Raw genomic sequence first — 18232 nt, forward strand, 5'->3', positions numbered from 1 at the left:
TTCCGGCTCCTGGAAAGGGCCCGCCATGGTGTTCCGCAGCGAGTACGAAGACGTTCCCGCCGTAGAAGAACCCATCCACGAGGCGGTGCTGGGCAGCGCCGCCTCCCGGGGCGACGCACCCGCGCTGATCGACGGCGTGAACGGCATGACCCTCACCTACGCCCAACTCGACACGTTCCACCGCCGGATCGCCGCCGCGCTCGCCGAACTGGGCGTCCGCAAGGGCGACGTACTGGCCCTGCACAGCCCCAACACCGTGGCCTTCCCCACGGCGTTCTACGCCGCCACGCGCGCGGGGGCGTCGGTCACCACCGTGCACCCCCTCGCCACGCCCGAGGAGTTCGCGAAACAGCTGCGGGACTGCGCCGCCCGGTGGATCGTCACGGTGTCGCCACTCCTGGAGACGGCCCGCGCGGCGGCCGAACTCGCGGGCGGCATACGGGAGATCCTCGTCTGCGACCAGGCCGAGGGGCACCGCTCGCTGCTCGACATGCTGGGCTCCACCGCCCCCGAGCCGCGGATCGACATCGACCCGGTGACGGACGTGGCGGCCCTCCCGTACTCCTCAGGGACGACCGGCACCCCCAAGGGTGTGATGCTCACCCACCGGAACATCGCCACCAACCTCGCGCAGCTGACGCCCACCATGCCGATGGGCCCCGGCGACCGCATCCTCGCCGTGCTGCCGTTCTTCCACATCTACGGGCTCACCGCCCTCATGAACGCGCCCCTCAGGCAGGGCGCCACCGTCGTCGTGCTGCCGCGCTTCGACCTCGACACGTTCCTCGCGGCCATCGAGAAACACCGCATCACCGGCCTCTATGTGGCGCCGCCGATCGTCCTCGCCCTCGCCAAGCACCCGGCCGTCGAGGGATACGACCTGTCGTCCCTGAAGTACGTCATCAGCGCGGCGGCGCCCCTGGACGCCGAACTCGCCGAAGCGTGCGCGCGCCGGCTCGGCCTGCCGCCGGTCGGCCAGGCGTACGGCATGACGGAACTCTCGCCCGGCACCCACGTAGTCCCTCTGGAGGAGACGAACGCGCCCCCAGGAAGCGTCGGCAAACTCATCGCCGGCACGGAGATGCGCATCGTCTCCCTGGACGACCCCGGAAAGGACCTCGGCGCCGGTGAACGCGGCGAGATCGTCATCCGCGGTCCCCAGGTGATGAAGGGGTACCTGGGGCGCCCCGTCGAGACGGCCGCGATGATCGACGACGACGGCTGGCTCTCCACCGGGGACGTCGGCCACGTCGACGCGAACGGCTGGCTGTACGTCGTCGACCGGGTCAAGGAACTCATCAAGTACAAGGGCTTCCAGGTGGCCCCCGCCGAACTCGAAGCCCTCCTGCTGACCCACCCCGGCATCGCCGACGCGGCCGTGATCGGCGTCTACGACACCGACAACAACGAGCGGCCGCACGCGTACGTCGTACGCCAGCCGGCCACGCCCGACCTCACCGAGAACGACGTCATGGAGTACGTCGCCGAGCGCGTCGCCCCGTACAAGAAGGTCCGGCACGTGACGTTCCTCGACGCGGTGCCCAGGGCAGCCTCGGGGAAGATCCTCCGACGAGAACTGCGGGAGCGCGCATGACCACGGTGCTGCGGTCGTACGAGCGTGGGATCACCACCCTCGCGCTCGACGCGCCCGAACGGCGCAACGCCCTCTCCGCCCGGCTGGTGGGGGACCTGGCGGACGCGCTCACGGAAACCGGCAAGGACGGTGACGTACGCGCCGTCGTCCTCACCCACACCGGCAACACCTTCAGCGCCGGCGCGGACCTGAACGACCCGCCGCACCCCGACACGCTCGTCGCCCTGCTGCGGCAGATCGTCGAACTGCCCAAGCCCGTCGTCGCCCGCGTCACCGGACACGTCCGCGCGGGCGGCCTCGGACTGCTCGGCGCCTGCGACCTCGCGGCGGCCTCCCAGGAGGCCACGTTCGCCTTCACGGAGGTACGCATCGGGGTCGCCCCCGCCGTGATCTCGCTGCCCCTCCTGCCGCGCCTCGACCCGCGCGCGGTGGCCCGCTACTACCTCACCGGTGAGAAGTTCGACGCGGCCGAGGCCGCCCGCATCGGCCTCGTCACCGTGGCGGGAGCGGCGGGGGAGGACGTGGAAGACGTACTCGCGCCGGTGCTCGACGGACTGCGCCGCGCCTCCCCCCAGGGGCTGGCCGAGACGAAGCGGCTGCTCACGGCTAAGGTGCTGGACACCTTCGACCGGGACGCGGCCGACCTGACCGCGCTCTCGGCCCGGCTGTTCTCCTCCGCGCAGGCCCGCGAGGGAATGACGGCCTTCCTCGAACGACGGGATCCCTCATGGGTGTGGTGAACGGCGCGGCACAGGCGCCGGTGGAGCGCGTCCCCAAACAGGACCGCAGCCGCGCCACCCGGCAACGCCTCCTCGAAGCCGCGGTCGCCTGCCTGGCCGAACGCGGCTGGGCGGGCTCCACTGTCTCCGTCGTCGCCGAACGCGCCGGGGTGTCGCGAGGCGCCGCCCAGCACCACTTCCCGACCCGCGAGGACCTCTTCACGGCGGCCGTCGAGTACGTCGCCGAGGAACGCTCCACCGCGCTGCGCGCCCTCTTCCCCGAGGGCGCCACGGACCGCCGTGCCGTCGTCGCCGCCCTGGTCGACCTCTACACGGGCCCCCTGTTCCGCGCCGCCCTCCACCTGTGGGTAGCCGCGTCGAACGAGGACCAGCTGCGCACCCGCGTCACCGAGCTGGAGGGCCGCGTCGGCCGCGAGACCCACCGCATCGCCGTGGACCTCCTGAACGCCGACGAGACCCGCCCCGGCGCACGCGAAACAGTCCAGGGCTTCCTGGACATGTCCCGAGGCCTGGGCCTGGCCAACCTCCTCACGGACGACACAGCCCGCCGCGCAAGGGTGGTCACCCAATGGGCAGCAATCCTGGACAACGCACTGGGCTGAGCCGTCCCCCCCCCAAAAAAAAGGGGGCGCGGGGAACGGCGCAGTCTTTTCGCCCTGAAGGGGCGCGGGGAACTGCGCGACCGGCCACGACGGCGGATCAGACGCACTCGATGCCCAGGCGGCACCCCCTACCGCGAGGGGGTCGGAGGGAACCCCCCTCAGGGACTGAGCCTCTCGACCCGCCACTGCCCGTCGGGCACAGCCACGTACCGCAACCGGTCGTGCAACCGATTCTCCCGCCCCTGCCAGAACTCGACCGCCCGGGGCGAAACCCGGAACCCACCCCAGTGCGGCGGCACAGGCACCTGCTCCCCCTCGGGATAGCGCGCGGCCAACCCCGCGTACGACGCATCGAGCTCGTCCCGCGAACCGACCACAGAAGACTGCGCACTGGCCCAGGCCCCCAGCTGCGACCCATGAGGCCGCGTACGAAAATACGCAGCCGTCTCGTCCCGCCCCGTACGCCGCGCGGTCCCCGTGACGACGACCTGCCGCGCCACCGGATGCCACGGGAAGAGCAACGACACGTTCGGATTCCCGCCCAGCTCGCGCGCCTTGCGGGACTCGTAGTTCGTGAAGAAGACGAAGCCCCGCTCGTCGTACTGCTTCAGCAGCACCGTGCGGGAACTGGGCCGCCCCTCGGCGTCCGCCGTGGACACGACCATCGCGTTCGGTTCGTACACCCCGCCCTGCGCCTCCCCGTGCGCCGCGGCCTGTACGAACCAGCGCGCGAACTGCTCCATGGGGTGGTCGGCCAGCTCGGTCTCGTCGAGTCCCGCGGCCCGGTACTGCTTGCGCATCGACGCGGGGTCGAGCGAGGGGCCGAGAAGGGGGTCACTGTCGGTCACCCGGTCATCCTGCCGTACTCGCCGCCGGGCGTGGGCTTCATCACTGACTGGCACTGAGTGCCGCGTACTCTCCCCAAAGGTGACACCAAGGGATATCGTCCTGCTGCCAAGAGGTTGGGTGACCGCCGACCGCACGGGGCATGACCGGAGTGACGTACGGACCGCGAGTCCACGAGGCGACCGCGGAACCGCACGCTCGCACCCACCAAGGACACCGCACCACCACACCGCACCACCCACCCCACGCACAGCTCACCCCGCACAGCGCACACCCCGCACAGCGCACATCCCACACATCGTCTGTCGCACACATCATGAGGAGCCGCCTGATGTCCGACTTCGTACCCGGACTTGAGGGAGTCGTCGCTTTCGAGACGGAGATCGCCGAACCGGATAAGGAGGGCGGCGCCCTGCGGTACCGGGGCGTCGACATCGAGGATCTGGTCGGCCACGTCTCCTTCGGCAACGTCTGGGGGCTGCTCGTGGACGGAGCGTTCAACCCCGGCCTGCCGCCCGCCGAGCCGTTCCCCATCCCCGTCCACTCCGGTGACATCCGCGTGGACGTCCAGTCCGCGCTCGCCATGCTCGCCCCCGTGTGGGGCCTCAAACCGCTCCTCGACATCGACGAGAAGCAGGCGCGCGCGGACCTCGCCCGCGCCGCCGTCATGGCCCTGTCGTACGTCGCCCAGTCCGCCCGCGGACAGGGCCTGCCGATGGTCCCGCAGCGCGAGATCGACAAGGCGCAGTCCGTCGTCGAACGCTTCATGATCCGCTGGCGCGGCGAGCCCGACCCCAAGCACGTGGCGGCGGTCGACGCCTACTGGACCAGCGCCGCCGAGCACGGCATGAACGCGTCCACGTTCACCGCCCGCGTCATCGCCTCCACCGGCGCGGACGTCTCGGCGGCCCTCTCCGGGGCCGTCGGCGCCATGTCGGGCCCGCTGCACGGCGGTGCCCCCTCGCGCGTCCTCGGCATGATCGAGGAGATCGAACGCACGGGCGACGCCGACGCGTTCGTCAAGCAGGCCCTCGACAAGGGCGAGCGCCTGATGGGCTTCGGCCACCGGGTGTACCGCGCCGAGGACCCCCGCGCGCGCGTGCTGCGCCGCACCGCCCGGGAACTGGGAGCGCCCCGCTTCGAGATCGCCGAGGCCCTGGAGAAGGCCGCCCTCGCCGAACTGCACGCCCGCCGCCCGGACCGCGTCCTGGCGACGAACGTCGAGTTCTGGGCCGCCATCGTCCTGGACTTCGCCGAGGTGCCGGCCCACATGTTCACCTCGATGTTCACGTGCGCCCGTACCGCCGGCTGGTCCGCGCACATCCTGGAGCAGAAGCGCACCGGCCGCCTCGTACGGCCCTCCGCGCGCTACATCGGACCCGGCACCCGCAACCCGGCCGAGATCGAGGGCTACGGAGACATCGCCCACTGATTTCGTATGGGTGCTCGGCACATAGGGCGGCGCTTTCCATGAGGCCATGGGGAGCGTCGCCCTATGTGTGACACGCGGGGCACGTACGGCCGGCTCCGGTTCGGCGGGCGTCGCCCCGGGAACGCAGACGACCCGCGTGCTCGGGTCCCCTCCGAGGAGGGGGCCGGCCGGACTCACCGGCGAGCACGCGGGTCGGGTGACTGCTGAGATTGGGCCGGCTGCACGCTCGTCTCACGCGCTGGTCCGGCACCGCACTGTGTGTGGTGACGGGCCGCTAGCCCGCAGCCACCTCGCTGGTCCGGGTTTCAGACATGTACCCGATCACCTCCTTTCGGCGTGCGACACACACTAAGAAGCGTCGCGGCTTCGCTCAAGTGATTTTCGGGGACGGCGATTTTCCGGGGCTCCTACGCGTTGACGGCGTCGACGAGGGAAGCGATCTTGTGGAGGGGGCCGGGACGACGGAGATCCGGCCGACCGGGGGTGAAGTGCCCGCGCACAACGATTTCCGCAATCTTGCGGGAACCAGATGTGGGCTGCGTCACGTTCGAGTTGAATGATTCCTAGTGAGTGATTCGTAGTGAGTGAACAGACGCGCGGGCACACCGCGCAGGACACGCCGACACGGCCTGCAGGGGGTGCCAGGTGAGTGCTTCGCGGCGTAGTGGGACCACGGACGAGCTCGGGCCGGACGAGCCGGAGCGGGACGGGGCCGATCTGCTGGCCGCTCTGCTCGACGGGATGGACGCGGCGCTGTGCGCGTTCGACGCCGACGGAGTGGTGACGCACTGGAACCGGGAGGCCGAGCGGATCCTCGGCTGGACCGCGGCCGAGGCGGTCGGCCGGCACGGGTTCGCCGGCTGGGCCGTGCGGCCCGCGGACGCCGAGGAGATCGAGAACCGGCTGCTGTCCGCGATGCAGGCCCCGGGGCGGCAGGTCCACGAGTTCGCGCTGCTCACCAAGGAGGGCGGCCGGGTGCTCGTCCGGACCCAGTCGGCCGCCGTGCCGGGGCCCGACGGGAAGCCGGCCGGGGTGTACTGCGCCTTCAGCGAGGTGCACGCGCAGATCGATCTGGAGCGGTCGATCGCCCTGAGCGAGGCCCTGTTCGACGACGCCTCCTGGGGGGTCGTCCTCGTCGACGCCGATCTGCGGCCCGCCGTGGTCAACGGACACGCCGCGCGGGCACTCGGCACGGGGCGTACGGCCGTACTGGGCCGCCCCCTGGGCGAGTTGATCGCGCAGGGCGTGGAGGAGCTGGAGAGCGCGCTCACGCACGTTCTCGCGGAGGGCGCGCCGCCGGCGCCCGCCGAGATGTGGGTGACGCTGCGGACCGCGGAGGGGGAGCAGCGCCGTTGCTGGCGCAGCGGTTTCCTGCGGCTCGCCTCACCGCTCACGGAGGAACCGGTTCCGCTCGGGGTGGGCTGGCTCTTCCAGGACGTGACCGAGAGCAAGCAGACCGAGCAGGAAGCGGCGCTGCTGCGCTTCCGGACGAATCAGCTGCACCGGGCCGCGCGGGCCGCCGCCGAGTGCGAGGACCCCGCGGAGGCTGCGTCCGTCCATCTCGACTTCGCGCTGGCCGGGTTCGCCGACCACGCGCTGATCGACCGGGTGGCCGGCGGTTCGGTGGCGGACGGCGAGGGTCCGGTCCGGCTCGTACGAGGACCCGCGACGCCCTCCGGAGCGCCGGGGCCCAGCCTGCCCGCGGGCCGGGCCGGGCTGCCCGTGCGCTACTCCGACGGGCATCCGGCGCTGCAGTGCGTCGAGCGGATCGGTTCCGTACGCGCCAGTGCGGGGTCGGCCGAGCCCGACCGCATGCGCGACTGGGCCGTGGCCCGGCAGTGGCCCGCCGACTCGGTGCACGCCCTGTGCGTCGTGCTGCGCAGCCGGGGGCGGACGCTGGGCGTCGTCACGTTCCTGCGGGGTGCCAGCCGCACGCAGTTCGAACGGTTCGACGCGACGTACGCGGAGGATGTCGCCGTCCGCATCGCGGCGGCCCTGGACTTGGCGGCAACCCTTCCGTGACCCCCCTGGGGGCTGTGCCCCCAGCCCCGTCGTTTCAGGGGCGCGGGGAACGGCGCGACCAGCCACGGGCGACCCGCACACGACAACGTGCCCGGTGCCGGGGCGGAGCCCCGCATTCACGGCGCTCCGGCCGGCAGGCTAACGCTGCCAGTAGAAGATCCGGTCCCCGTACTCCTCGAACACCCGGTCGTTCCACTCCAGCCCGCCGTCCACGTTCCCCGACCGCAGAAGCGGAGGTTCGAGCCCGCGGTCCGCGAGGACACCCGCCGCCGTCGCCATGACGGACTGGAGGAGCGCCGAGGTCACGACGGTGGACGCGGAAGCGAACGGCGCCGGGATGGTGTCGAGGCTGAGCTCCGCGTCCCCGATCGCGATCTTCGAGTCGAGGACGACGTCGCAGTGGTCCTTCAGATACGTCCCCGACGCATGCCGGGACGCCGTCTCGGACGCGTACACGACCGACGTGACCCCGATGACCCTGAGCCCCAGCGCGCGGGCGCTCATCGCCATCTCGACGGGCAGCGCGTTGCGCCCGGAGAGCGAGATGACCACCAGGAGGTCCCCGGAACGGGCCGGGCTGGCGCCGAGGACCGCGCTCGCGAGCCCGTCGACCCGCTCCAGCGCGGAGCCCAGCGTCGCCGGCATGACGTCGACGCCGACCGCGCCCGGCACGGACAGGAGGTTCATCAGCGCGAGACTGCCCGCCCGGTAGACGAGGTCCTGCGCGGCCAGTGACGAGTGCCCGGCGCCGAAGGCGAACAGCCGGCCGCCGTCGGCGACCGTGTCGGCGATCAACGTCCCGGCCGCCTCGATCGACGCGGCCTCCTCGTCCCGTACCCGCTGCAGCAGGCCGATCGCGGCGTCGAAGAACTGCCCGGCCAGCTTGCTGTCGCTCATCGGCGAAGCCCCTTCCGCTGTCGTGTCGCGGATCACGTTGCGGTCTGGACCACTGCTGTGTCAATACGCTCCACAGGGGCGACACTGGGTGACGAGGGTCCCTCTCCAACCCGGCCGGGTGCCGGGCCCGGCCGCATCGCGCAGGCACTCGTCACCACGTGGTTCCCACGGCGCGGCACGGTTGTCAGTGGGATGCGTCAGAATTGATGCCAGGGCCAGCGCACACGCCGGTGAGCCACCCAGCCTCCGGCAGAGCTAATCGAGGGGCACGTATGTCCGGACTGATCGACACCACGGAGATGTATCTCCGCACCATCCTTGAGCTGGAGGAGGAAGGTGTGGTCCCCATGCGCGCCCGGATCGCCGAGCGGCTCGACCAGAGCGGGCCGACCGTCAGCCAGACCGTGGCGCGCATGGAGCGCGACGGTCTCGTGGCTGTCGCGAGCGACCGCCACCTGGAGCTCACGGAGGAGGGCCGCCGGCTGGCCACGCGCGTGATGCGCAAGCACCGCCTCGCCGAGTGCCTGCTCGTCGACGTGATCGGTCTGGAGTGGGAGCAGGTGCACGCGGAGGCCTGCCGCTGGGAGCACGTGATGAGCGAGGCGGTCGAGCGCCGCGTGCTCGAACTGCTGCGCCACCCGACCGAGTCGCCGTACGGCAACCCGATCCCGGGCCTGGAGGAGCTGGGCGAGAAGGACGGGGCGGACCCCTTCCTGGACGCGGGCATGGTCTCGCTGGCCGACCTCGACCCGGGGCTCGACGGCAAGACGGTCGTCGTACGCCGCATCGGCGAGCCGATCCAGACGGACGCGCAGTTGATGTACACGCTGCGCCGGGCGGGCGTACAGCCCGGTTCGGTCGTGAGCGTGACGGAGTCCGCGGGCGGCGTGCTCGTGGGCAGTGGCGGGGAGGCCGCGGAGCTGGAGTCGGACGTGGCGTCCCACGTGTTCGTGGCGAAGAGGTAGGAAGAAGCAGGAAGAGGAAGAGGTAGCAGGAAGAGGTAGCAGGAGCGGGGAAAACTACTGCGTGTCGCCCCCCTCGTGTGCTGTGTGCCGTGCGCTGTGCGCACAGGACCGCAGGGGGAACGAGGGCGTCCGCAGACGCTTCCCGCGTCGGCCGTGCGGTGATCCGTACGCCTGTCCGGGCGCCGTCGTGCGCAGCGGCGTACACCGGCGCGTACCGGGAAGCGCGGCCTTGACCAGGGTCTCTCGCGGCGGCCTCTCGCTGCTCCGCAGCACGCCGTCAACTCCCATAACAGGGACCTCAGTTGCCCCACCTGGGGGTTACCGCAGAAACAGAGATTCAGTGCGCGGAATCGCAGCGAACGCGCCGTTCCCATGCGAGGCTGTCGCGAGAGGCATATGACCTGAGGGCTCTGGACCGGGACGGCAGCGGCGCCGAGGCGCGGTCGGGGAGGGGGCGCAAGGATGTGCCGCGGACGTGAGGAAAGCCTCGGCGCCCTGAGGCGCCGAGGCCTGTCCTCCCCTGTACTGACCCGGAGCCCCGAGCTCCCAGGGTCATCCCCTTCGGACCGTTTTCCCCGAGCGGCCCGCCTCCCGTTGAAGATCTCCCCTCGGCGGCGGCGGTCAATCCTTGAGCGAGGTCACTCGAAGGAGGGGTGTTACCGCCGAGAAGCCCACTTTCGAATACGCATTCGATAGCGTATGGGTGACGGATCGACCACTGATTACGCAGGAACAACCAGCAGGAGCAACGGCACGGCGAACGGTACGAGAGAACCGGCGGGCTCGTGCGGGACGAGCAGGCCGAGCGGATCAAGGGGGGTGCCAGCGTATGGTGCGGCGCATCGACGTGACCGGTGCGAGCGGGATACGCCTCGCTGCCTGGGAGTTCGCCGACCCTCCCAAGACCGATCCGGGCAGGGGCGGTGCGGGCGCGGCGAGGGGCGGCGGCAGCGAGCAGGCGCCCGGCGTGCTCTTACTCCACGGGCTCATGGGCCGCGCCTCGCACTGGGCGTCCACCGCCCGCTGGCTCGCCGAGCGGCACCGGGCCGTGGCGCTCGACCAGCGGGGCCACGGACAGAGCGCCAAGCCGCCGGAGACGGAGTACACACGCGGGGCGTACGTCGAGGACGCGGAGGCCGCTCTGGAGGAGCTGGGCCTCGCCCCGGCCGTCCTCATCGGGCACGCCATGGGGGCCCTGACGGCCTGGCAGCTCGCCGCCAGACGGCCCGACCTGGTGCGGGGCCTGGTCATCTGCGACATGCGGGCCTCGGCGCTCGGGGCGGCCTCGCAGCGCGAGTGGGAGGAGTGGTTCAAGGCCTGGCCGGTGCCGTTCGCCACGCTCGCGGACGTCCGGAAGTGGTTCGGCGAGGACGATCCCTGGGTGGAGCGGCCGAACACCTCGCGCGGTGAGTTCTACGCCGAGGTGATGGCCGAGCACGAGGACGGGTGGCGGCCGGTCTTCGAGCCCGAGCAGATGCTCAAGTCGCGGGAGACGTGGGTGTACGACGCGCACTGGGAGGAACTGGCGCAGGTGCGGTGCCCCACGCTGGTCGTGCGGGGGCTCGACGGGGAGTTGGGGCGGGCCGAGTCGCAGGAGATGGTTCGGGTGCTGCCTGATGGGCGGTATGCGGAGGTGGTGGATGCGGGGCATCTTGTCCACTATGACCAGCCGGAGGCTTGGCGGGGGGCGGTTGAGCCGTTCCTGGACGAGGTGCTTCGGTAGGGGGCCGGGGAGGGCGGGGCCGGGGGAGGGGTGTCGTCCGGCTGCGGGCCCGGTGGGGGCTGGTCGCGCCGTTCCCCGCGCCCCTTAAAGGATTGCGCCGTTCCCCGCGCCCCTGAAGACGAAAGACTGCGCCGTTCCCCGCGGCCTCTGGGGGGTGGGGGCGAAAGATTGCGTCGGTCCTCGTGGGCCTAAGAGACTCTCGGCGCCCCTGACTGCAGTGGGGGTCAGGTTTTGCTTACTGCTGTCAGGATTTCTGGGAGGTGGTGGGCTGTGCGGGGGGCTGCCAGGTGGAGGCCGGCGAGGGTGAGGAGGGTGCCGTAGGCCGTGCCCAGGGGGAGCAGGAGCCAGGTCCAGTTCTCGCCGGTGGACGACACGTTCAGCCAGATGGTGAGCGCGATGACGGGCGCGCACAGCAGCGCCGCCGCGACCATGCCGCCGAAGATCGAGATCCAGGCCAGCCCCGCCTGCCCGGGAGCGACGTTCTTGTAGCCCTCCTGCGGGATCGAGTACGGGAAACGCGCCGAGGACCACGCGCCGGTCGCCAGCATCGCGCCCAGCAGCGCGAAGGACAGGCCGAGCACCTCGGGCAGAGCGGCCCAGTCGCCGAGCAGCGCCGTCGTCAGGACGGTGACGAGAGCGGTGTACGGGAGGGTGATCAGGAGGAGGGCCAGCGCCCGCCCCCGCAGCTCGACGTACGCGTCCCGGGTCGAGGAGATCGTCATCGCGACCATCCAGAACGCGGACGTGTCCTGCCCGAACTGGTTGTACATCTGAATGCCGAGCATCCCCGCCGCGAAGCACGCGAAGTAGATCGAGCCGGTCCCCTGCAACGCGTTGAACACCGGCACGATCAGGCCGATCGCGAGCGACGTCACCCACGCGGCCTTCGTCTTCGGATCCCGCCACACATATCGCAGGCTGCGTTCCATGACCGTGCCCGTGCGCCCGGCCGGCAACAGCCGGCCGAGCCCGGAGGAACGCCCCGCCTTGTCCCGTACGGGTTCGGCGGCCTGCAGGGTCGAACCGTCCGGCGAGGTCATCAGCCGGGTGAGGGTCCGCTGCCAGTAGCTCAGCAGCGCCGCGAGGGCCAAGCCGCTCAGCGCGAGCTGGGCGAGGGCGACGGCGTACGAGCCCTCGCTGACGGAGTCCACGGCGCCCAGCGCGGACGCGGGCGGCACCCAGCGCAGTACGTCCACCGCCGGGTCCAGCGTGGCCAGGCCCGACGAACCGAGCCGCTGCGCGCCGAAGTTGACGACCTGGGCGCCCACCGCGATCACCAGGCCGCTCAGTACGGCCAGATCACGGCCCCTGCGGCTGGTCAGCAGACGGAGGTTGGCGGTCGCGACGGCCCGCGCGAGGGCCACACAGACCAGGAGCGCGAGAACGGTCGCGACGACGCCGGTGACGTACGCCGCCGCCCCGTGCGCCGTCGCGATCACCGAGCCGACGAGCAGGGTCAGGGTGAAGAGGGGGCCGATGCCGATCAGCGACGCCGCCAGCAGGGCCCGTACGAGAGGACGGGGACGCAGCGGGAGCATCACCAGACGGGTGGGGTCGAGGGTCTCGTCGCCGCCGGGGAAGAAGAGCGGCATCACGGCCCAGCCGAGCGCCAGGACGGCCGTCAGCAGCACCGTGACGTTCAGTGCGTGCGGGTGGCCGCGCAGCGCGATCAGGCCGAGGAGCTGGAGCGCGGCGAAGAGGAGTACGACGACGAGCGAGGCCACGTACGCGGCCTTGCGCCCGGACGACTGCCGCAGACCGTTGCGCAGGAGGGACAGCTTCAGGCGTACGACGACGGGGGTGACGGAGTCGGCGCTCACCGGGCGCCGCCTCCCAGCCAGTCGAGGTCGGAACCGGTGCTGCGGCCGTTCGCGCCGACGAGTTCCAGGAAGGCCTGCTGGAGGGAGGGGGCGGCGCCGCGTACGTCGGCGAGGGGGCCGTGGGCGCGGATGCGGCCGGCGGCCATCACGGCGACCCAGTCGCAGAGGGACTCGACGAGTTCCATCACGTGGGAGGAGAAGACGACGGTGGCGCCCGAGGCGGTGTAGCGCTCCAGTACTCCGCGGATCGTCTGGGCGGAGATCGGGTCCACGCCCTCGAAGGGCTCGTCGAGGAACAGCACTTCGGGGTTGTGCAGCAGGGCCGCGGCCAGGCCGATCTTCTTGCGCATGCCGGTGGAGTAGTCGACGACCAGTTTGTGCTGGGACCCGGCGAGGTCGAGCACGTCGAGGAGCTGGGTGGCGCGCTTGTCCACCTCCTGGCCCGGGAGGCCGCGCAGGCGGCCGGTGTAGGCGAGGAGTTCGCGGCCCGAGAGGCGTTCGAAGAGGCGCAGGCCCTCCGGGAGTACGCCGATGCGGGCCTTGACCTCGGTGGGGTCGCGCCACACGTCGTGTCCTACGACCTCCACGGTGCCGTGGTCCGGGCGGAGCAGGCCGGTCACCATGGAGAGGGTGGTGGTCTTTCCCGCGCCGTTGGGGCCGACGAGGCCGATGAACTGGCCCGCGGGCAGTTCCAGATCGATCCCCGCGACGGCGATCTGCTCCCCGAACCGCTTCCAGAGCCCGTGTACACGCACCGCGACCGTCATGCTGGGCACGATACGGGTCGCCGACGCGCGCTGTCGGTCCGTGCGGCCCGGTGGGGGTTGCCCGCGCAGTTCCCCGCGCCCCTGAAGGCAAAAGATTGCGCCGTTCCCCGCGCCCCTTGGGGGTATGTGCGGGCCCGGTGGGGGTTGGCCGCGCAGTTCCCCGCGCCCCTTAAGGGGCAAAAGCTGGGGCGCAGCCCCGCTTTTGAGGGGCGCGGGGAACTGCGCGGCCAACCCCCACCGGGCCGTCAGATGCCATCGGTCCGCCGCGGGGGGCGGGCGTCACCGACGGGCGTCGCGGCCGCACGCGTAGGACAGCGGGGAGATCAGTTCTTCCGCGTCGGGCAGCCACCGATTCGCAGGCGTGGGCCGGCAGGCCCACTGCACAGCCCCCCGCGCCCCGAACCGCGTGGGCGGCGCGGCCACGTACTCGCCCTCCCCCAGCACGTTCAGGTCGAGGGACGCAAGCGGCCACCCCAGCTTCCGGACGAGATCGGGCACCTTCGCCGCGGCCCCGGGAAGCACGAAGAACTGCATGCGCCGATCCGGCGTACACGTCACAGGCCCGAGCGTCAGCTCCATCCGCCGCATGCGCGCGAGCGCGAGGAATCCCGCGGTCTCGGGCACGTCGATCGCGTCGAACGTCCGCCCCGTGGGCAGCAGGATCGATGCCATGGGCTGCTTCGCCCACAGTCGGCGCGCGACCGTCGCGCTGCCCGTGGCCACCGTCGCCCAGTCGTCACGCGCCGGGTGCGCGCCGGGCGCCGCGCACGAGGGATCGCCGCACGAGCAGCACTGCACGCCCTCGACGGCCTCCAGCCAGGTGCCGGGGAACACGTCCCAGTGGCGTTCCTCGGCATAGCGCACGGCTGTGTCCTGCAGCGACTCGCCACGCTGTTTCGGGATCTGGGCGGTCTCGGTGCCTGCGATCGTCTCTTCCACGTGGAGCTCAACTCCCGCACCCATCAGGGGTTACGGGCCCTGCGCGCGCGGGGGAGGAGCACCGATCCCACGCGTGGGGCGCATGGATGCATCTGTGGGGGCGCGCATGGGAGGCGGCAGCGGGTGGTGGGTAGCCCTGTGTGGGGCGGGCAGCAGCCTTTACCCGGCAATCCTCGCATGTCTCGCATCTTCGGTATGTCCGCGGGGCATTGATCTTCGAGGCCGGACTTTTCGTTCCTCTCGCAGGGGCGGAGGGGCCCGGTCACTGAGAGCTCATCAACTCGGTGCGCGTGGGCAGGCACCGCAGCCACAGGGGGTACGCCAATGGCCGCAAGGCCTCTCGTCGCGCGGCAGCCGAACGAACGACTGCAGGCGCTCATTCAGGAAGCGGGCTGTTCCAACGCCGGTCTGGCCCGCCGGGTCAACATGTGCGGCGCGGAACACGGTCTCGATCTGCGCTACGACAAGACGTCCGTGGCGCGCTGGCTGCGCGGACAGCAGCCGCGCGGCCGGGCGCCGGCGATCATCGCCGAGGCGCTGGGCCGCAAGCTGGGCCGGACCGTCACGATCGACGAGATCGGCATGGCGAACGGCAAGAACCTCGCCTCAGGCGTGGGTCTGCAGTTCTCGCCGACGGTCCTCGGCGCGATCGAGCAGGTCTGCGAGCTGTGGCGCAGCGACGTGGGGCGCCGGGACTTCCTGTCCGGTTCGTCCGTCGCGGCCTCCGCGCTCGTCGAGCCGAGCCGCGACTGGCTGATCTCCTCGCCGGACGCGCAGGTCTCGCGCTCGGCCGGGCCACGGGTCGGGCAGTCCGACGTGTCGGCGGTCATCGCGATGACCCAGGCGCTCGTCGACCTCGACCACCAGTACGGCAGCGGGCATGTGCGCCCGGTCGTCGTGCACTACCTGAACAGCGTCGTCTCCGGGCTGCTGGCGGGTTCGTACCGGGAAGCGGTCGGGCGTGAACTCTTCGCGGCCGTCGCGCGGTTGACGGAGCTGGCCGGCTACATGGCGATCGACACCGGGCAGCCGGGCCTCGCGCAGCGCTACTACATCCAGGCGCTGCGGCTCGCACAGGCGGCGGGCGACCGTGGATACGGCGGGTACGTGCTCGCCGCGTCCATGAGCCACCTGGCCGCACAGCTCGGAAACCCCCGGGAGATCGCCCAGTTGGCGCGGGCGGCGCAGGAGGGGGCGCGCGGGCGGGTCACACCGCGCGCGGAGTCCATGTTCCACGCCGCGGAGGCGCGGGGGCATGCCCTGCTGGGCGACGCGCGTTCGGCGCAGTCGGCGTCCGGGCGGGCCGTGGCGGCGCTGGAGCAGGCCGATCCGGAGTCCGGGGACGACCCGCGCTGGATCGCGCACTTCGACGAGGCCTATCTCGCCGACGAACTGGCGCATTGTCACCGTGACCTGGGGCAGGCCGAGGCGGCGGCGCGGCGCGCGCAGGAGTCCCTCGACGGGCACCCGGAGTCGCGGGCCCGGCGGCGCGCGATCGGGTACGTGCTCCTCGCCAGCGCGCAGGTGCAGCAGCGCGAGGTGGAGGAGGCCTGCCACACGGGTCTGCGCGCGGTCGAACTGCTGGGCACGTTGCGCTCCAACCGCGGAGCCGAGTACCTGGACGACTTCCAGCAGCGCCTGGAGCCGTACCGGGACGAGCCGGTGGTCCGGGAGTTCGGGGCGCGGATGGAGCTTCAGGCCGCTGCCTGACGTCACCGGGGCGAGGGTCGACCCCCGGCGGCCCGGCGTGAACGTGTGAGAAAAGAAGCACGCGTTGGGAGAGGAGGCGCAAAAAGGGGGCCCGAACAGCTTTCCGGGGGCGGTTTGTCCTTCACTGTCCCCGGTGGCGGTTGTCACGTCCCGTGCTGCGTGGCATGGGCTCCTGGGGACCCGGTAGCGTGAACCGACGATTCCGAAGGTCCCCCATTCGTAGGAGTCCCGGTGACGCACAACGGACAGGGCGACGAGCCCTCGGCGCGACCCGCGCGCGAAGGCATCGTGCTGCCGTCCGACGGCGGCGAGCCCCTCCTGCCGGGCCAGACCGGCGACCGCGCGGTCCCGGCGGGCGGTCAGGCCTGGGACCAGCCGTGGGGTCCGCGGTCCGCTCCGCAGGCCGACGAGTGGGGCAGTGCGGGTGGCACGGGTGGTAGGGGTGGCGGGGCCGGTACCGGTGGGCCCGCTCAGGCGCCGGATACGCAGATATCCAGCTGGAGTGCCGGGCCGCAGGGTGCCGGGGGCCAGGGTGCGCCCGGCTCGGGCTGGGGCGCGTCCGGTGGTGGCGGGCAGGTCTCGCCGTACGCCGAGCCCCCTGCCGGGCCGTACGGGGCGCAGGAGCAGGATTCGGGCGGTGGGCAGTGGGGGGCCGCCTCGCAGGCGCCCGGCGGCGCGATACCCCACCAGCAGTCGCAGCAGCAGCAGTCGCAGCAACCACAGCAGCAGTACGACGGCCGGACCGGTAACGGGTACGGCGTCTCCCAGACGCAGCACCCCGGCGGCTCCGGCTCGCACGGACAGGGTGGCTACGGCTACCCGGACGTCTCCGGAGCGGGTGCGTTGCCGCCCGCCGCCCCGATGGACGAGGGCGCGACCCAGTTCCTGCCGCCCGTCCCCGCAGCGCCCATGGACGAGGGCGCCACGCAGTTCCTTCCGCCGGTGGGGCCCGGGGCGTTGCCTCCGGAGATGCCCGCGGCGGGTGCGGGTGCGGCTACGGGAGCGGGTACTGCTTCCGGTGACTCCACGCAGTACCTCGGGCGGGTTCCGTCGGACGCGCCCGGGCCGCTGCCCGCCGCCGTCGATCCCGACGCCCAGCCCACGCAGTTCATGGCGCCGGTGCCCTCGCAGCCCGGTGCGGCCGGATTCGGGGTGCGGCCGGGCGGGCCCGGACAGGGACCTGGGCAGGGGCCCGGGCAGATGCCTGGTCCGGAGGAGCGGCAGCAGCCGCCCGCCGAGTTCGACAATCTCTTCCGGGCCGACGGCGGAGGCGCCACCCAGCAGCTGCCCCCGGTCGACCAGCCGCGGGCGCGGCGGGGCAGACAACCGGGCGGTGCCTCGCCCGAGTTCGGCGCTCCGGCCGGTTTCGGTACGCCCGGTGGATTCGGCGCCTCCGGTGGCGCCGGCGGTGCCGGTGCGCCCGGGGGCCCCGGCGGGCGTGGCGCACGCCGGGCCGCGGCGGACGGTGACCACGGCCGCGGTGGCCGTTCACGTTCCCGCGTTCCCCTCATAGCCGCCGTCGGCGTGGGCATCGCCGTGCTGGGCATCGGCGCGGGCGCCCTGCTCAGCGGGGGCGGGGGCGAGGAGGACAAGGGCGACGAGAACACGACGGTCGCGGCGACCGCGCCGGCCACCGACGGCTCGGGCTCGTCCTCGGCGGGGCCGGAGGAGGAGCAGGCCGTGGCCCTGGACAAGCTCCTGGCGGACAGCGGCAACAGCCGTGACTCGGTCGTCAAGGCCGTCGACAACGTACGCAAGTGCACCGACCTCGGTCAGGCGGCGTCCGATCTGCGCAACGCCGCCGAGCAGCGCAACGGGCTGGTCACGCGTCTCGCGGAACTGTCCGTGGACAAGCTGGAGAACCACGCGCAGCTGACCGCCGCGCTCAAGAGCGCGTGGAAGGCCTCCGCCGCGGCGGACACCCACTACGCCGCGTGGGCGGACCAGACCGCGGGCAAGAAGGGCTGCCACAAGGGCCAGGCCCGGTCCACGGGGCAGACCGCCGCGGGCAACCGCGAGAGCGGTACCGCGACCACGCAGAAGGCCAAGGCCGCGAAGCTGTGGAACTCCATCGCGCAGACCTATGGGCTCACGGAGCGGCAGCCGGGGCAGCTCTGAGTTGTCTGGCCTGTCTGGCTTGTTCGGCTTGTTCGGTTCCGGTTTCGGTTCGATCGA

14 protein-coding genes are annotated in these 18232 nt (G+C 72.0%); 9 read left to right on the forward strand and 5 right to left on the reverse strand.

What is annotated here, in order from left to right:
- Positions 1 to 28 precede the first annotated feature (28 nt).
- The 3 genes from C6Y14_RS05750 to C6Y14_RS05760 are packed head-to-tail and all read left to right on the forward strand — an operon-like array spanning position 29 to position 2936.
- Positions 29 to 1594, forward strand: coding sequence for a 4-coumarate--CoA ligase family protein (locus C6Y14_RS05750; RefSeq protein WP_107015820.1), 1566 nt, complete (start codon positions 29 to 31; stop codon positions 1592 to 1594).
- On the forward strand, positions 1591 to 2334 hold the full coding sequence (locus C6Y14_RS05755) for an enoyl-CoA hydratase family protein (protein WP_107015401.1): 744 nt from the start codon (positions 1591 to 1593) through the stop codon (positions 2332 to 2334). Before C6Y14_RS05750 ends, C6Y14_RS05755 begins: the two co-directional genes overlap by 4 nt.
- Positions 2322 to 2936, forward strand: a complete 615-nt coding sequence (locus C6Y14_RS05760) for a TetR/AcrR family transcriptional regulator (protein WP_107015402.1) — start codon at positions 2322 to 2324, stop codon at positions 2934 to 2936. The genes C6Y14_RS05755 and C6Y14_RS05760 overlap by 13 nt, the downstream gene beginning before the upstream one ends.
- 158 nt (positions 2937 to 3094) lie before the next feature.
- Here C6Y14_RS05760 and pdxH read toward each other — a convergent pair whose 3' ends face one another.
- Complete coding sequence (gene pdxH, locus C6Y14_RS05765) at positions 3095 to 3784, reverse strand: pyridoxamine 5'-phosphate oxidase (protein ID WP_107015403.1); 690 nt, start codon at positions 3782 to 3784, stop codon at positions 3095 to 3097.
- Between the two features lie 329 nt (positions 3785 to 4113).
- Between pdxH and C6Y14_RS05770 the strand changes: the two genes are divergently transcribed.
- Positions 4114 to 5214, forward strand: a complete 1101-nt coding sequence (locus tag C6Y14_RS05770; RefSeq protein WP_107015404.1) for a citrate synthase 2 — start codon at positions 4114 to 4116, stop codon at positions 5212 to 5214.
- A gap of 645 nt (positions 5215 to 5859) precedes the next feature.
- Positions 5860 to 7236, forward strand: coding sequence for a PAS domain-containing protein (locus tag C6Y14_RS05775; RefSeq protein ID WP_107015405.1), 1377 nt, complete (start codon positions 5860 to 5862; stop codon positions 7234 to 7236).
- A 138-nt stretch (positions 7237 to 7374) separates the two neighbouring features.
- Here C6Y14_RS05775 and C6Y14_RS05780 read toward each other — a convergent pair whose 3' ends face one another.
- Complete coding sequence (locus tag C6Y14_RS05780; protein WP_107015406.1) at positions 7375 to 8133, reverse strand: SIS domain-containing protein; 759 nt, start codon at positions 8131 to 8133, stop codon at positions 7375 to 7377.
- Between the two features lie 272 nt (positions 8134 to 8405).
- Between C6Y14_RS05780 and C6Y14_RS05785 the strand changes: the two genes are divergently transcribed.
- Complete coding sequence (locus C6Y14_RS05785; RefSeq protein ID WP_107015407.1) at positions 8406 to 9098, forward strand: metal-dependent transcriptional regulator; 693 nt, start codon at positions 8406 to 8408, stop codon at positions 9096 to 9098.
- 829 nt (positions 9099 to 9927) lie between these two features.
- A complete protein-coding gene (locus C6Y14_RS05790; protein WP_107015408.1) occupies positions 9928 to 10821 on the forward strand; it encodes an alpha/beta fold hydrolase in 894 nt (297 codons plus the stop codon).
- Between the two features lie 224 nt (positions 10822 to 11045).
- On the opposite strand, the gene C6Y14_RS05795 is transcribed toward C6Y14_RS05790, so the two are convergent.
- The 3 genes from C6Y14_RS05795 to C6Y14_RS05805 all read right to left on the reverse strand — a co-directional run bounded on the left by C6Y14_RS05795 (position 11046) and on the right by C6Y14_RS05805 (position 14371).
- The gene (locus tag C6Y14_RS05795) at positions 11046 to 12641 is read right to left on the reverse strand and encodes a transporter (protein WP_107015409.1); all 1596 of its coding nucleotides are present in this window, start codon (positions 12639 to 12641) and stop codon (positions 11046 to 11048) included.
- Positions 12638 to 13408, reverse strand: coding sequence for an ABC transporter ATP-binding protein (locus C6Y14_RS05800; protein ID WP_107015410.1), 771 nt, complete (start codon positions 13406 to 13408; stop codon positions 12638 to 12640). The genes C6Y14_RS05795 and C6Y14_RS05800 overlap by 4 nt, the downstream gene beginning before the upstream one ends.
- A gap of 279 nt (positions 13409 to 13687) precedes the next feature.
- Positions 13688 to 14371 carry a bifunctional DNA primase/polymerase gene (locus tag C6Y14_RS05805; RefSeq protein WP_107015411.1) on the reverse strand — a complete coding sequence of 228 codons (684 nt, stop codon included), beginning with the start codon at positions 14369 to 14371 and terminating at the stop codon, positions 13688 to 13690.
- A gap of 300 nt (positions 14372 to 14671) precedes the next feature.
- On the opposite strand from C6Y14_RS05805, the gene C6Y14_RS05810 reads away from it, so the two are divergent.
- Both C6Y14_RS05810 and C6Y14_RS05815 read left to right on the forward strand, forming a co-directional pair.
- Positions 14672 to 16057, forward strand: coding sequence for a transcriptional regulator (locus C6Y14_RS05810; protein ID WP_107015412.1), 1386 nt, complete (start codon positions 14672 to 14674; stop codon positions 16055 to 16057).
- Between the two features lie 231 nt (positions 16058 to 16288).
- Positions 16289 to 18175 (forward strand): hypothetical protein, encoded by a 1887-nt coding sequence (locus C6Y14_RS05815; protein ID WP_107015413.1) that lies wholly within the window; start codon positions 16289 to 16291, stop codon positions 18173 to 18175.
- The last annotated feature ends 57 nt before the right edge of the window (positions 18176 to 18232 follow it).

This window comes from Streptomyces dioscori, from assembly GCF_003024195.1.
GTDB classification, from domain to species: Bacteria; Actinomycetota; Actinomycetes; order Streptomycetales; family Streptomycetaceae; genus Streptomyces; species Streptomyces dioscori.